Here is a 14,866-nt window from a genome sequence, read left to right as displayed (position 1 = left end):
CCCACTCAGTTCGTCTCGACGCTGTGCTCTGGCGCTGCAGTAACGAGTTGGGACGCTGGCATCTGGACCAGCGCCAGGTAGCGTTCGAACTGGACCAGCACATCCGCTATGAGCTGCTCGCGCGTCATCCCCATGACGTCATAGCCTTTCGACCCGTCCGAGAAATAGGTCCGCGCCTCGTGGCGCACTTCGGGGCGGCTGGCCTCAAAGGCGGTAAAAGCCGCCAGCCGCTGCTCGGAACTCTGCAGGCCATAAACGAAGTTACGCACCCCTTCGGAAGGGGCCACCAGCGCGATGGTCCCGGCGGCCTCGTCTTCCTCCAGGTTCGCGTTCCAGCCCCGTTTGGCCAGTTCGTCCCGCACCTGTTCGAGCGCTGCCTTGGCGTCGCCGTTGATGAAGGCCTTGACCTCCTTGAGCGTTGGCGCCTTGAGCATCAGGGCCAGCCTCCTTTGCCAGGTCAAGCCTGAGGCAGGATGGGCCGGACCGGAATGGGGAGAGGCCGCTTGTGCGTCCTGCTGGGCGAGGTCGGCCCGCATGCCGACATAAAGCGACCACACCAGCGCCAGCATTACGAATGTGAAGGGCAGGGCGCTTGCGATGGTCGCCGATTGCAGTGCGCCGAGGCCCCCCGCCAGCAACAGGCCGGCCGCCACAACGCCCTCCATGACGCACCAGAAGATGCGCTGGGCTGTCGAGGTTTCCGTTTCCCCGCCAGCCGCGATGGTGTCCACGACCAGCGAACCCGAATCCGATGAGGTAATGAAAAATACCGCAACGAGAATGACCGCCAGCGTCGAGGTCACGGCCGGAAGTGGCAGGTAGGTGAAGAACTGGAACAGTCCCACGGCCACGTCGTTGGCAACTGCCGTGCCCAATTCTCCGGCCGCCACCCCCGTATCCACAAACATTGCCGTATTGCCGAACACCGTCATCCAGAAGAATGTGAAACCGGCCGGGATGAACAGCACCGCGACGATGAATTCACGCACCGTCCGCCCGCGTGAAATGCGCGCGATAAACATGCCAACGAACGGTGACCAAGAAATCCACCAGGCCCAGTAGAAAAGCGTCCAGCCATCAACCCAGGGCGTGGGTTCATAAGCATAGATATTGAAGGTCCGTAGCAGCAGCGTATCGAGATAGAGACCGATATTCTGGACGAAATCCCTGAAAAGATCCGCCGTCGGTCCGACCAGCAGCACGAACACCATCAGCAGCACGGCCACGACCAGATTGGTTTCAGAAAGGATGCGCACACCCTTGTCGAGCCCCGTGACCACAGAGACGGTCGCCAATGCAGTGATGATCGCAATCAGCGGAACCTGCACCTGCGGTCCGATCGGCACGCCGATCAGATAGTTCAGCCCGGCATTGATCTGGTTGACCCCGAGCCCCAAAGAGGTGGCGATGCCGAACATAGTCCCCACAATGGCGAAGATGTCGACAGCGTGCCCGATCGGGCCGTTGATCCGGCTCTTGAGCAACGGGTAGAGCCCGGACCGTATGGTCAGGGGCAGATTGTAGCGATAGCCGAAATAGGCCAGCGACAGCCCCACCACGGCATAGATCGCCCAGGCATGAATGCCCCAGTGAAAAAACGTCACCGCCATCGATTCGCGCATGGCAGCGATACTGCCCGGCTCGGCGGTCGGTGGCGCATAAAAATGGGTCATAGGTTCGCCGACGGCATAAAACATCAGCCCGATTCCCATCCCGGCCGCAAACAGCATCGCTATCCAGGAGAGATATTTGAAATCCGGCGTGGCATCGTCGGGCCCCAGCTTGAGCGAGCCGAAACGCCCCAGCGAAAACAGCAGAACTGCGGCGAGAAAAATGCCCACCGACAGCAGGTACAGCCAGCCGAAATTGCCAAGAATACCGGCCTGCAATGCGGAAAAAATATCGGCTGCCTGATCGGGCATCACGACCCCGATCAAAAGGAAAACGGCAATAATGATAATGGCGCCGAAAAAGACCGGTGGATTGATGACGAAACCCGAAAACATGAACCCCACTCATTTCTTGTTTTTTGCCCGGACAACGGCGGCCCGAGGCAATTGACTTGGGTAAAGTCTATCAGGGCGTGGCGTTGTTACAACCGCCTGTGGAAAACAACGCGCTTGGCATTCAGGATTTGCGCGAGGCGGTCTCCTTGAGCAGCAAGTCCTTGGCCTGATTGATTTTGGCGGCCAGAAAGGCCGATCCGCCCGTATCGGGATGAACCTTTTTCATCAGCGTCCGGTGCGCCGCCTTGATGGCGTCCGGGCCCGCGCCGGGCTTGAGCCCCAGCACTTCATAGGCTTCTTCGAGCCCGCTGACGCCGGCAGTGCTCTGGCTTTCGGATTGGCCGTCCTCCTCGCCGGTTTCCATGCCGAATTCGCTGGCAAAATAGTCCCGCCAGCCCGCCCGATTGGCGTCGAGCCAGCTTTTGAACAGCGCCAGCGAGTCCGCATCGTCGCTCAACTCGTCATAGAGCGCCCAGCACTCCTCTGCAGACAGGTCCGCCAGTCCGCGCCCGGCAAAATGCCCTGAACGTACGGTGCCCGAAACCGCTCCCGTCTCGTGCTCGAGTGCCATATCCAGATAGACCGAAGACACTCTTGAAACGTTGTTCGGGTTCGACAGGCCCGCCCCAAAATCGATGGGGCCGAGCCGTCCGCGCATCAACACGCCCAGCCCGCCCGCCGCCATGAAGCTGGCCAAAAGCATTTGGCCGCGCACGCCAAGCACTGCTGCGCCGATCACCAAAACGCCACCGACGATCCAGCGCAATGCGCGCACCAATTGCCGGATCGCGCCCTGTAAAAACAGTGCGTACAGATACAGCGCAATCAGCGCCACCGCGCCGGCAAGCACAAACCAGATCATGAAAGCTGTTCGAGCAGCAGTTTCGCTGGCCCGCCCTGCTGGAGCTTGAGCGCCGCGCGTCCACCGCTCGCATAGGCGGCCACTGCTCGTAGCAGCGCCGCCAGTTCCGCGGCTGCACCGGCGTTGAACCGCGCATAGGCACCTTTGGTGAGCCTTGCGAACTCCTTGAACGCGGTTTGGGTCACCGGGTCGTGTCCTTCCTGAAACAGAAACATCGGGCAGCCCAAAAGCCCCAGCTCGCCCGCCTTCTGGGCCAGCTTGTCAATGTCTTCTTCCATGGCGTCGCCCACATAGACGACGGCGTTGATCTTTTTGGAGTTGTGCTCGTTTCGGGCGTGGGAAAACACCTTGGACATCTGCGTATGTCCGCCCCGGCAGTCGATGCCGGTCATCAGGCCCGCCAGCGCCCGTGCGTCGGAAACCCAGCGCGAGGCCCGGCATTCCCCAAAGCCGCGGAAATAGATGAGCTGAACGTCGAGCCCGCCGGTCTTGGCCACCGTCTCAAACATTTCTCCCTGCAACTGACAGGCCAGATCCCATGTCGGCTGGCGGCTCATCGTTGCGTCCATGGCAAACAGCAGCCGACCGCGCTGGTCAGTACCTGCCGTCCTGGTGGCACTCATTGCGCCCACCTTCGCAACGAAGTCTGCGATCTCCGCATGCGATGCGCGATCATCGGTCGGAGGGGTGCTCGGGGTCTTGGTCGGGGTCTTTTCGGCCACGTGCTCTCCTTTCTCTGCAAATATGGGCCGTGCCACCACGCCCCGCAAGTCTGTGCGGCCCGCGCTGCTTGTGTTCGGTTCAATTTTCCGGCAAAAGTGAACTTCGACGCTTTGATTTCCGGGCTTCATCACCAAAAATGCCAATCTCGTCAAAGGGCTTCGCCCGGTCCAGCCTTGCGCTCATCATTGTTGGCCTTATGGCGCTGATCGGCATCGTAGGCACGACCATCTGGCTGGTCGAGCGCAACAGGGCCCATTTCGACGAGGTCACCGAAGCCCGTGTGGCCCGCATCGCCGCCGTCGATTTGCGCAATCTGCTCCAGAACGCACAGTCGAGCCAGCGGGGCTATCTGCTGACCCTCGATGACCGTTATCTCGAACCCTATCGCGACGTCGTCGACCGCATCGTCCCGGCTTACGAATTGCTCAATGAGTTGCTCATTCCCTATCCGGAAGCAGAGCAGTCCATGGTGCAGATGCGCTCCGATATCGAGACCAAATTGGCCGAACTCGACAGGACGCTGGAACTTGCCCAGCAGGGCGATCTCCAGTCGGCGCTGGATCTGGTGCGCACCGATCAGGGTGAAATCATCATGGAGCGCATGCGCACGTTTCTCGATGCCATCGTCTCCGCAGCGGATGAGAGAACCTTCAACGGCGTGGTCGAACAACGCGGCGCGGTTGGCGCACTACGCATCATCGCAATTATCGGCGCGCTGGTGATTATCGCCGTGGTGGGGGGGGCCGCATGGCTGGTCCTGCGGTACACCCGCGAAATCGATACCGCGCGCGCCGAAGTCGAGAGTGTCAATCGCGATCTCGAAGCCCGGGTCGGCGAGCGCACCCGCGATCTCATGCGCGCCAACGAGGAAGTGCAGCGCTTCGCCTATATCGTCACCCACGATCTGCGCGCGCCGCTGGTCAACATCATGGGCTTTACCTCCGAGCTTGAAGCCTCTCTGGGGCCTATCAACGCACTCGTTGAAAGCCACGCTGGTGATCCCGACGATCCTGTTGTTGTCGAAGCGCGTCAGACCGCAACCGAGGACCTGCCGGAGGCAATAGGGTTCATCCGCTCATCCACAAAGAAGATGGATGGGCTGATCAACGCCATTCTCAAGATTTCCCGCGAGGGTCGTCGAGACCTCAAAGCCGAGCGCATAGATCTCGAAGCGCTCGTGGAGTCGACGGTATCGGCCGTCCGCCATCAGGTTGCGGAAACAGATGGCGACGTCGTCATAAAGGTTGCAACCCCGCCGGTGTTTTCCGACCGCCTGGCGCTCGAGCAGATTTTGGGCAACCTTCTCGACAATGCCATAAAGTACAGGCATCCAGAGCGCCCCATCGCCATTACCATCGAGGGACGGCAGGAGCGCGACGGCCGCATCGTGATCGATGTGATCGACAATGGCCGCGGAATTTCTGTCGAAGACCATGACCGCGTGTTTGAACTGTTCCGGCGATCGGGCAACCAGAATGTCCCCGGAGAGGGCATCGGGCTCGCCCATGTGCGCATAATGGCCCGCAACCTCGGCGGCGATATCCAATTGCAATCCAATCCCGATCATGGGACCATATTTACAGTGATCGTGGCGCCTGATCTGCGCGCCATTGCTAAAATCAAGGACCGACCATGACCGACGCCAAACCCGTCACCATCCTTATGATAGAGGACGACGATGGTCACGCACGCCTGATCGAAAAAAACATCCGTCGCGCCGGGGTGAACAATGAAATCATTCCGTTTGTGAACGGCACCGATGCTCTTGCCTATCTGTTCGGCCAGGACGGCAGCGGCACAGTGAGCACGAACCGCCACTATCTCATCCTTCTCGATCTCAATCTGCCGGACATGACCGGGGTTTCCATCCTCGAAAAGGTCAAGGCAAACCCCCACACAAAGCGTACGCCTGTCGTCGTGCTGACCACCACCGACGACGAGCGCGAGATTCAGCGCTGCTACGATCTCGGGGCTAATGTCTACATCACCAAGCCGGTCGATTACGACGGCTTTGCCAACGCTATCCGCCAGTTGGGCATGTTCTTTTCGGTCATGCAGGTCCCGGAGACCGCGTAACGCCGATGCCCAACAGACCCGCCAAAATTCTCTATGTCGATGACGATCCCGCTCTCGGACGGCTGGTCCAGAAGGTGCTGGGTCGGCAGGGGCGCGAGATCATCCATGTCACCTGCGCCGAAAAGGGCTTCGAACGGCTCGGCGAAGGCGATATCGATGTTCTGGTGCTCGATCACTATCTGGCAGACAGCACCGGCCTTGGCATGCTCGAACAGGTCGCCGCCAACGAAGATTCCCCGCCGGTCGTCTATGTCACAGGTTCGACCGAAGCGGCAATTGCCGTTGCCGCGCTCAAGGCGGGGGCTGCCGACTATGTGCTCAAGACTGTGGGCGAAGATTTTCTTGAACTTTTGAGCAATGCGGTCGAGCAGGCCATCACGACATCGCGCCTGCGCAAGGCACGTGAACAGGCCGAACGCGAACTGCGCGCTGCCAAGGAGCGCGCCGAACTGGCTCTGGCTGAAGTCAATCATCGCGTTGCCAATTCGCTGGCGCTGGTTGCAGCGCTTGTGAGGCTGCAGGCTTCGGCGGTTGCGGACCCGGCGGCAAAAGAAGCGCTTGCCGAAACCCAGGGGCGCATCTCGGCCATAGCCGGCATCCACAAGCGACTCTATACCACCGACGACGTACGTTTCGTCGAAATCGATGCCTATCTGGGCAATCTGGCCAGCGAGATTCAGATGTCCATGAGCCTTGACGGCGCTGCAGCGGACATCAAGCTCGTGGCCGAGCCCATTCGCATTCCCACCGACAAGGCGGTCTCGGTCGGCGTTATCGTCAACGAACTGGTCACCAACGCCGCCAAATACGCCTATCGGGACCGCGAGGTCGGCGAAATTCGCGTCAGAGCCAGCCAGATAGAGCCCGGCACCTGTGAGATTATCGTCGAAGATGACGGTGTGGGCTGGATGGGTGAGGGCAAAATTCACGGGACCGGTGTGGGGTCTCGCGTCATTGCCGCAACGGCGACGGGCCTTGGTGCGACGCTGGCCTATGACAAGGTGCCTCAGGGTACCCGCGCGCGCCTGCAGATCGAAATCTGATCCGGAGGGCGGGCCTCTATGGTCTGAACAACGCCCAGCCGGATAAAAAAATCCGCCCGCCGACCTCGCTCGTCTGGGCTACTGCTCCATTTCCAGTACGTAATTTGCGAATTGCTCGATCTGCTCGCGCGCGCCGCTCTCCATGCCCGAGGCGACAACGGCGTCGCGGCTCGCAAAATCGTCGAAATGGGACGTGCCGGTATAGAGGGTCGACTCACCAAGATCCTCGAAGCGCTGGGTCTCGCGTCCCTCATTGCCTTCGGTCGATCCGAACGGGCCTTCAAATCCGAAAGTGTTCACATAGCCCTCGGGCGCATCGATCTCGATGAACCGGCCAAAAAAGGTGACCTGGCCAACATCCCGCACGTCCTGCACATAGCGCCAACTCCCGCCGGGCTTGAAATCGTGTGCCAGTATTTCGATCGGTCCGATGGACCTCGGGCCCCACCATTGCGCAACGTGTTCGCGTTCGGTATAGGCTTTCCAGACCAGCGCGCGGGGCGCTTTGAATGTCCGGGTGAAGGTGATGATCGGCTTGTCGGTTGGGGTTGCGATGATTGTTTCGCTCACACGATTGCTCCCTGGTTACTGTTTTGATTTGGGATCGCCGCGCTGAAGCTCGGCGAGATAGGTTTCGAACTGGTCGAGATTTTCGTCCCAGAACTTCCGATAGGCACCGAGCCACCCATGCAAATCCTTGAGCGGGCTGGCCACCAATGTGCAGTAGCTGTACTGGGCATCCTTCTTGCGGCTGATCAGCCCGGCATTTTCGAGCACCTTGATGTGCTTGGAGACTGCAGCCAGACTCATCTCGTGCGGCGCTGCCAACTCCCCAACGCTCGCCTCGCCCGATGACAGACGAGCAAGGATCGCACGGCGCGTGGGGTCGGCGAGGGCGCCAAAAACCTGACTGAGAGGGTCGGTGGCAGACATCAAATTAAACCATTTAGTTTTAAACTATTTGGTTTAATAAAGGCGAAGCCGGAACCTGTCAAGGGCTCGTTTGCCGAGCACTCCAAAGCCGGACCGTTATGAAAAGATCAGAATCCGCCGCCGGTCTTGAATCCACCGCCCTTGAATCCGCCACCGGTCTTGAACCCGCCGCCGCCAAAGCCGCCGCTGCGAGGACGCGAGAATCCGCCCCAATTGCCGCCCGAAGGCGGTCGCGGCGAAAAGCCCCCCGGCGGCACGGAAAACCCGCCCTTCGACTTTTTCGACCGGCGCGGCGACGTCGGAACGATCGGTCCGGAGGTGCCGGTCCAGTCCTGGGAGTCACGCCATTGCCCCCAGTAGGCCGCCGCTGTCATCCCGCCCTTGAGAAATTCGGTCAAAAGATCGCCGACCAGCCTTTCATTGCCGAACCGGGAGCGCGGATCGTCATAGCGCGATTTCTTGAACTCGAACTCGATGTCCTCGAGCTCACGCCGGCGCGCCTCGAGCACCTTGAGCCGGCTGCGTTCATCGTCGAGTTCGAGTTGCTCTTCGGCAATGCGCCGCCGCGTTTCCTCGAGCCGCACGACGATCGCGTCGTCCTCTTCGGTGCGCGTCGCGCGCGCCTCGGCCAGAAGCCTTTCGATACCGGTGTCGCTTATCGCCTCTGCCAGCATGTCCACTGCCTGGGCAAAGGCCGGATCACCGCCATCTGCAATCTGTTTTTGCTTTTCGGTCAGGTTCTCGCGCTCGTCCTCGATGGCCAGCAATTCCGCGTCAATGGCCTCAACCCGCGCCTGTGCCGTTTCCAGCGCCGCACGCGCTTTCCCACCACCGGCGGCGTCCAGCGCAGCGTTCTCGCGCGCTCGCACATTCTCGTCGAGCACATCGGCGTCGGCGGCCAGTTTCTCGGCATGCTCGCGCAGGCGCTCGGGTATGGCGATCAGCATTGCATAATTGGGCCGCGCATCGGCAAAACGCACCAGCCGCGCCACCCAATCGTCGAGCATGCGCGTTAAGGTGCCGGCCTTGTAAGCCCCCGTTCCATATCCCCGGTCCCACAGATAGGAAAACAGCGGATCTTCGCGATAGGGCTTGCCCTTTTCTTCACGATCCGCCTCGGCCATATCGGCCTTGCGATCGGCCTCGGTCGCCACCTTTTCGGTCTCGGCCCGCTCGGCAATCAACGCAACATAAGCTGCATCATCGGCCAGTGCCGCCTTGACGGGCGCCTCCAGAGCGTCGATTTCGGCCTGCCATTTCTGCGTATTTTCCAGCAACTCCTGCCGCTCGGCGCTGAGTTTTGCAAGATCGGCCTCTTTGCCGGTCAGCGCCCTTTCCATGTCGGCCATCGCGGCTGCATGGCTCTTGAGCAGCTCACGCGCCCGGCTCTCGGCCTGGCTCAGAGTGCCGGCCAGGTCTTTTTGAACCTCTGGCGAAAGCCGCACCTTTGCCACCGCCCGCAATTGCCCCAATTCGGTCTCGCGCAGCTTACCCACACGTTCATTGGCCCGCGCGATGCGCTTGGTTATGTCATCTTCCTCGCGCCGGATGTCGCGTAGCGCATCGTCTAGCGCCCGCATGGCCTGAGGTCCGCTTACGCTCATTGCAGCCTCACCATTGCGTAATTGCCCCGTCGAGAACCGGCATCGTGTAGTCGGTATCGAGGAACCCGTACTGCTTTATGCCCAAGATATTGCGCTGGATGATCCCGTCATCCTGCCGGTCGGCCCGGACAGATTCATAGGTCACGTCCGGCACCCTTATGGCCCATGTCGAGACCTCTTCGGTTTGCCCGGTTTCCTCATTGGTGATCGGCAGTGTCACCAGGTCGTCATCGGACCCCACGGCCTCGACAACGAGGTAATAATTGGTCGCTTCGGTGTTGCTCTCGGGGAATCGCCAGATCCCCGTGGATTCCCCCGGCCGGTTGACGATGCGGATAGAATATTCTGCCAGCAATGTCGCATGGATGGCCTCAAGCTGCTCGATGGCCGCCAGCGCGTCCTCGCGATCACCTCGCTCGGCGGCCGCCTTGCCGCGCTCGACCCAGGGCTCGGCCACCTCGAGGGCCGATTGCACCTTGGTCTCGTTGAAAATCTGCTGATAGGCGGCGTCGATTCGCGCCGGAAGTTCTTCGGCCAGCTCGATCCGCGCCGCCGCCTCCATGCCCGCCTGATAGGGACGGTAGGCAAGGAAATACCCGCCCAGCACCACCGCCAGCACTACAACCCCGATGAGCACCGTACGTCCCCAGCGCTGCCGGCTCACATAGAGCCGGGCCAGCTGTGTGGAGAATGTATCGGGCGGCGGGGTATAGGTAAACCGGCTCTCGGCCAGCGCCTTGACGCCTTCCTTGAGGATATGGTCGGGAACCTCGATCCCCTGGTCGTGATAGATCTTGCGCAGGCGCTCAATCAGTTCGGCTTCGCGGGCGGTGGCCCCCAGTTCGCGGGCCACGAGATTTTGCTCATGGCGCAGTGTATCCACCACGTCCATGGCCAGCATCACATCGTCCAGCGGCGCCTTGCCTGTCTGTCCCGTTATTGCCCCACCGCTTGCCATAATCGGGTTATCGCATCCTAACGGGCCGAAACGAGGGCGTTGCCTTCAGCGGCGAGCGTTGCCAGCCGCTTCTTGCCGTCTTCGACAGCGTCGCGGATTTCAGCCGAATTTTTGGTGGCCTGATCGCGCATTTCGGCGATGATGGTGATGCTTTTTTCCTGATAGCTGACCACGCTATCGACAAGCTTTTTTACCGCATCTGCGCGGATGGTCGGACCGTACCCCGCTCTTAGCGCTTCCTCCTGAACCTTGCCGCCGATCTCCGAAAGTGTCTCCAGGCTCTGGCTCATGCCCTCTTTCATTGCATTGAGGGTTTCGGTCGATTCATGGAGCCCGAACAGGCCGGTAAACGAGGCCGAAAGCGCTGTGAGGACAGTTTCGTTGGTCGAAAAGAACGAGATGGACTGTTGATAGACGCGTTCCTTGGCGTTGGTCGTCTGCATGAGCCGCGCCATAATCACTTCCGAGGTCGAGTAGGAAATCGTCAGGTTGTCCGACAGATCCTTGGCGATCTGGTAGCGACGCTCCTCGTTCTGCAGATCGCGCACCCGCTCGTCCCGCGCCATTTCCAGTCGTGCGCGGTCGGCCGGGGTCCCTTCGGTGAACGCGTTGAGCGCATCGGTTGCCCCCTGCAGGTCGATCTTGCGCTGCTCGAGCTGCGCGCTGGCGATGTCCAGCACTTCGAGCGCCATCACTTCGGCCTGCTTGAGCGCGCCGCGAAAGTCGCGATAGGCTTCGAGAATCGTATGTTCGCGGTCGATCTGGTCCTTGGTGTCTTTCGAGACGTCGAGATAGGTGTCGCGAATCTTGTCGAATCGTGCGGCGATATCGCCGCGCGAGACCTTCATCCACACGTTAGAAGCGCGCTCGAAAATATCGATCTTGCCGTCCTCGAGCTGGTCGACCATGCTCTTGGCGTCGTCGCGGATCGAATTGAAGGATTTGGTAATGTCCTCGTAGCGCTCGCCCACATTCATCGCCGCAACTTGGGTGCGCACCACTTCGTTGAAGGCACTTGCCTGGGTCAGAACACGCCCGATCAGGATGACCCTGGTGTCGTCGAGATGCGTGATTTCGGCCAGAAGCCCTGCAATCGGTGCCTCGCCCGGTTCACCTTCGGGCCAGAGCCCAAGATCCTTGATCGCCGCGACGGCCTTGTCCAGATATTGCAGAGGCCTGTCCATAAGCTGGGGAGCTTCGGTTTGGGTAATCTCGGTGCTCATTGCCCACGTCCCTGTTGCAACTTTTGCAGATGTGGTGACATGATTCCGCCTGGCAAGAGATAAGACAATTGCGCATGCACCACATGGCGCTGTTTTCTCGCCATTGGTGCCAAAAAGCCGCATACACGGTGTTTGAGTTAAATGAAGAGGAAGATGGCTTGGATTTCGGTGGACGCTACAGGGTCGATGCCAATCGGCTCGCGGTTTGGAACGCGCTCAACGATGCCGAAGTGCTCAAGGCCTGTATACCCGGTTGCAAGGCGATTCGCTGGGTGTCCGACACCGCGCTCGAGCTTGAGATCACTGTCAATCTCGGCGTGGTTCAACCCGTTTTCAAAGGCGATCTGTTCTTGTCCGATATCGACCCGGCCATAAGCTATACGCTGACCGGACAGGGTAGGGGTGGGCTGCTCGGCAAGGCGCAGGCCTCGGCCGATATCAGACTGATCGATCTCGACTCTTCAACGCTTCTGAGCTTTTCGGCCACCGGTGGAGCGTCTGGCCAGATCATGAAACTGGGCAGGGCCATCGTTGGCAATTCCGCCCAGAAGATCATCGACGGATTTTTCGAGCGCTTCGGCGAGGCCATGGGCGCCAGGGTTGTCCCGTTGGAGCCTCAGCTCTAGACGGGCAACTGCGTGGTTTACCGCATCCCTAAAATTTTTTGCCCAAATGGTCAAAAAATCGAAATTCTCTATTGCGTCCGCTTTGTTTGCGCGATTGTATCTGAAGCCATCGCGCGTGGAAATGCACCGGCCGTCGCCGGGCCCCTTTCTGCAGCCCGTGAATAGGGAGCATCAATCATGTCCAAAACAACAAAGACTGGCATCGCCGCCCTGGCAGGCGTAGCCCTCTCCACTCTCCTGGCCGGCACGGCCCTTGCCGATCCCGCGCTCGTTTATGATGGCGGCGGCAAGTTCGACGCTTCGTTTAACGAAGCGGCCTATAACGGCGCCGAACTGTTCAAGACAGATACGGGGCAGGACTACCAGGATCTCGAAATTTCGGGCGATGCCCAGCGCGAACAGGCTATCCGCCAGTTTGCGGCGCGGGGCAACAATCCCATCGTCCTGCCGGGCTTTAGCTGGGAAACCGCGCTGCGCGCGGTTGCTCCGGATTTCCCCGACACCTCGTTCCTCATCATCGACACCGTCGTTGACGATATCGAAAACGTGCGCTCGGTGATTTTTAAGGAGCATGAAGGCTCCTATCTCGTGGGCGCGCTTGCTGCCATGGCAACCGAAACAGGCACCATCGGCTTTATTCCGGCCTTCGATTTCTCGCTGCTCCAGGCTTTCGGCTGCGGCTACAAGCAGGGCGCCGCTTATGTGAACCCCGATATCGAAGTGATCGAAACGGCCATTGGCACTGGCTTTGACGCCTTCAACAATCCCGGCGGCGGCACTGAAGTTGCCCGCAGCCAGATCGACCGCGGCGCAGACGTCATCTATCACGCTGCAGGTGGTGCCGGTGTCGGCGTTCTCCAGGCTGCCGCCGATGCCGGCGTTCTCGGCATCGGTGTGGACTCCAACCAGAACCATCTCCATCCCGGACAGGTTCTGACCTCGATGCTCAAGCGCGTCGACGTTGCCGTCTACGACGCCTTCGAAGACTTTGCCAATGACGAATGGACCAACGACGTTGAGGTCCTCGGCCTTGCCGAAGACGGTGTGGGCGCAGCATTCGACGAAAACAACGCCGAGCTCATCACCGATGATATGCGCGCTATGGTTGACGACATTACCGCCAAGATCGTATCGGGCGAAATCGTCGTTCACGACTACCGCGAAGACGAGTCCTGCCCGGTCTGATTCGTTACCCCTTTAAGGGAAGGGTCCGATAATGGACACGCAAACCGAAAACGTTCAGCGGCCGGCTCCGGCCGCTGAAACCTCTCTGGCGATCGAACTGAAAAAGATCAACAAGAGCTTCGGGCCGGTTCACGCGAATAAGGATATCGACCTCGCTGTTACGCGAGGCACGGTTCATGGCATCGTGGGCGAGAACGGAGCCGGAAAATCGACCCTGATGTCGATTCTGTACGGCTTTTATCACGCCGACAGCGGCGAGATCGTGGTCAACGGAACGCCAGTAACCATCCACAATTCCTCCGATGCGCTGGCGCTCGGCATTGGCATGGTTCATCAGCACTTCATGCTGGTCGACAATTTTTCGGTCATCGAGAACGTCATTCTGGGCGCCGAGGATTCGGCGCTTTTGGGCCCCAGCGTCGAAAAGGCACGCCGCGAATTGCAGCGCCTTGCTGACGACTATGGGCTCAATGTTCCCGTCGATGCGCTGGTCCAGGACCTTTCGGTCGGCCAGCAGCAGCGGGTGGAAATTCTCAAGGCGCTCTATCGCGGCGCCGATATCCTGATCCTCGACGAGCCGACCGGCGTGCTGACCCCGGCCGAAGCCGATCACCTGTTCAAGGTGCTCAAGACGCTGCGCGACGAGGGCAAGACCATACTCCTCATCACCCACAAGCTGCGCGAGATCATGGCCATCACCGATACTGTTTCGGTCATGCGTCAGGGCCAGATGGTGGAATCGCTGGTGACCTCGGAGACCAGTCCCGAAGAACTCGCCGAGTTGATGGTGGGGCGCCGCGTTCTGCTGCGCGTCCACAAGGAAGAGGCCCGCCCCGGCGATGTGCTCCTCGATGTCGACGATCTCGTCGTCACCGACGACGCAGGGGTCGAACGCCTCAAGGGCATATCACTCAAGGTGCGGGCTGGAGAAATTCTTGGCGTGGCCGGCGTTGCTGGCAATGGGCAGTCCGAACTGCTTGAATGTATAGCCGGCATGCGCGCCGCAAAATCGGGCAGCATTTCCCTGAACGGCCATGATGTGACCGCCGTCAACGAGGACAGCGCCGCCATGCTGCGGCGAAACGGTCTGGCCCATGTGCCCGAGGACCGCATCCGCATGGGCCTTGTCACCAATTTCTTCGAGTGGGAAAACGCCATTCTCGGCTACCATGAAAACTATGGCAAAGGACTGATACTCGATGTCAGGGCCGCAAGGGCCGAGGCCGAGCGCCATATCGAAAAATTCGACATCCGTCCGGCCAATACCGACCTCAAGACCGCCAATTTTTCCGGTGGCAATCAGCAAAAGATCGTTCTGGCCCGCGAAATGGAGCGCGATCCCGACGTCCTGATCGTGGGCCAGCCCACGCGCGGGGTGGATATTGGCGCCATCGAGTTCATCCACAACCAGATCATCAAGATGCGTGACGCAGGCAAAGCCATTCTGCTGGTTTCCGTCGAGCTCGATGAAATCCGCTCGCTGTCAGACCGCATTGTCGTCCTGTTCGACGGCCAGATCGTTGGCGAGGCCGATCCGGCCACCGCCGATGAAGGCGAGTTGGGCCTGCTTATGGCCGGTGTCGGGGCCGGCGAAAAAACCAGATCCACCGAGTCGAGCCAATGAGTG

Annotated in this window: 14 protein-coding genes; 6 read left to right on the top strand and 8 right to left on the bottom strand. The window is 60.1% G+C overall.

Annotation, left to right across the window (positions count from 1 at the left end):
- Positions 1-5: 5 nt before the first annotated feature.
- The 3 genes from V6617_RS16500 to V6617_RS16490 form a co-directional block, all read right to left on the bottom strand.
- Positions 6-2,006, bottom strand: a complete 2,001-nt coding sequence (locus tag V6617_RS16500; protein ID WP_338608009.1) for a BCCT family transporter — start codon at positions 2,004-2,006, stop codon at positions 6-8.
- A 121-nt stretch (positions 2,007-2,127) separates the two neighbouring features.
- Positions 2,128-2,868 carry a DnaJ domain-containing protein gene (locus V6617_RS16495; protein ID WP_338608008.1) on the bottom strand — a complete coding sequence of 247 codons (741 nt, stop codon included), beginning with the start codon at positions 2,866-2,868 and terminating at the stop codon, positions 2,128-2,130.
- Complete coding sequence (locus V6617_RS16490) at positions 2,865-3,590, bottom strand: VWA domain-containing protein (protein WP_338608007.1); 726 nt, start codon at positions 3,588-3,590, stop codon at positions 2,865-2,867. The genes V6617_RS16495 and V6617_RS16490 overlap by 4 nt, the downstream gene beginning before the upstream one ends.
- Positions 3,591-3,727: 137 nt before the next feature.
- Here V6617_RS16490 and V6617_RS16485 point away from each other — a divergent pair, with 137 nt between their 5' ends.
- The 3 genes from V6617_RS16485 to V6617_RS16475 are packed head-to-tail and all read left to right on the top strand — an operon-like array spanning position 3,728 to position 6,710.
- A complete protein-coding gene (locus tag V6617_RS16485; RefSeq protein WP_338608006.1) occupies positions 3,728-5,227 on the top strand; it encodes a sensor histidine kinase in 1,500 nt (499 codons plus the stop codon).
- A complete protein-coding gene (locus V6617_RS16480; RefSeq protein WP_338608005.1) occupies positions 5,224-5,667 on the top strand; it encodes a response regulator in 444 nt (147 codons plus the stop codon). Before V6617_RS16485 ends, V6617_RS16480 begins: the two co-directional genes overlap by 4 nt.
- Before the next feature lie 5 nt (positions 5,668-5,672).
- Positions 5,673-6,710 carry a histidine kinase dimerization/phosphoacceptor domain -containing protein gene (locus V6617_RS16475; RefSeq protein WP_338608004.1) on the top strand — a complete coding sequence of 346 codons (1,038 nt, stop codon included), beginning with the start codon at positions 5,673-5,675 and terminating at the stop codon, positions 6,708-6,710.
- A 78-nt stretch (positions 6,711-6,788) separates the two neighbouring features.
- Here V6617_RS16475 and V6617_RS16470 read toward each other — a convergent pair whose 3' ends face one another.
- From V6617_RS16470 to V6617_RS16450, 5 genes are all read right to left on the bottom strand, one after another.
- Positions 6,789-7,280 (bottom strand): SRPBCC domain-containing protein, encoded by a 492-nt coding sequence (locus V6617_RS16470; RefSeq protein WP_338608003.1) that lies wholly within the window; start codon positions 7,278-7,280, stop codon positions 6,789-6,791.
- Between the two features lie 15 nt (positions 7,281-7,295).
- Complete coding sequence (locus tag V6617_RS16465) at positions 7,296-7,643, bottom strand: metalloregulator ArsR/SmtB family transcription factor (RefSeq protein ID WP_338608002.1); 348 nt, start codon at positions 7,641-7,643, stop codon at positions 7,296-7,298.
- Positions 7,644-7,750: 107 nt separating this feature from the next.
- The gene (locus V6617_RS16460) at positions 7,751-9,247 is read right to left on the bottom strand and encodes a hypothetical protein (RefSeq protein ID WP_338608001.1); all 1,497 of its coding nucleotides are present in this window, start codon (positions 9,245-9,247) and stop codon (positions 7,751-7,753) included.
- 7 nt (positions 9,248-9,254) lie between these two features.
- Entirely contained in the window at positions 9,255-10,205 is a 951-nt protein-coding gene (locus V6617_RS16455; RefSeq protein WP_338608000.1) for a DUF6384 family protein, read from the bottom strand.
- Between the two features lie 17 nt (positions 10,206-10,222).
- Positions 10,223-11,428, bottom strand: coding sequence for a cell surface protein (locus V6617_RS16450; RefSeq protein WP_338607999.1), 1,206 nt, complete (start codon positions 11,426-11,428; stop codon positions 10,223-10,225).
- Positions 11,429-11,586: 158 nt separating this feature from the next.
- On the opposite strand from V6617_RS16450, the gene V6617_RS16445 reads away from it, so the two are divergent.
- From V6617_RS16445 to V6617_RS16435, 3 genes are all read left to right on the top strand, one after another.
- The gene (locus V6617_RS16445) at positions 11,587-12,054 is read left to right on the top strand and encodes a carbon monoxide dehydrogenase subunit G (RefSeq protein WP_338607998.1); all 468 of its coding nucleotides are present in this window, start codon (positions 11,587-11,589) and stop codon (positions 12,052-12,054) included.
- A 177-nt stretch (positions 12,055-12,231) separates the two neighbouring features.
- Positions 12,232-13,239: a BMP family ABC transporter substrate-binding protein gene (locus tag V6617_RS16440; RefSeq protein ID WP_338607997.1), complete on the top strand. Its 1,008-nt coding sequence runs from the start codon at positions 12,232-12,234 to the stop codon at positions 13,237-13,239.
- A 31-nt stretch (positions 13,240-13,270) separates the two neighbouring features.
- On the top strand, positions 13,271-14,863 hold the full coding sequence (locus tag V6617_RS16435) for an ABC transporter ATP-binding protein (RefSeq protein ID WP_338607996.1): 1,593 nt from the start codon (positions 13,271-13,273) through the stop codon (positions 14,861-14,863).
- Positions 14,864-14,866: the final 3 nt, after the last annotated feature.

The sequence above is a fragment of the Pelagibacterium nitratireducens genome (assembly GCF_037044555.1).
Taxonomy (GTDB): domain Bacteria; phylum Pseudomonadota; class Alphaproteobacteria; order Rhizobiales; family Devosiaceae; genus Pelagibacterium; species Pelagibacterium nitratireducens.
This window is presented reverse-complemented; position numbering and strand designations above follow the sequence as displayed.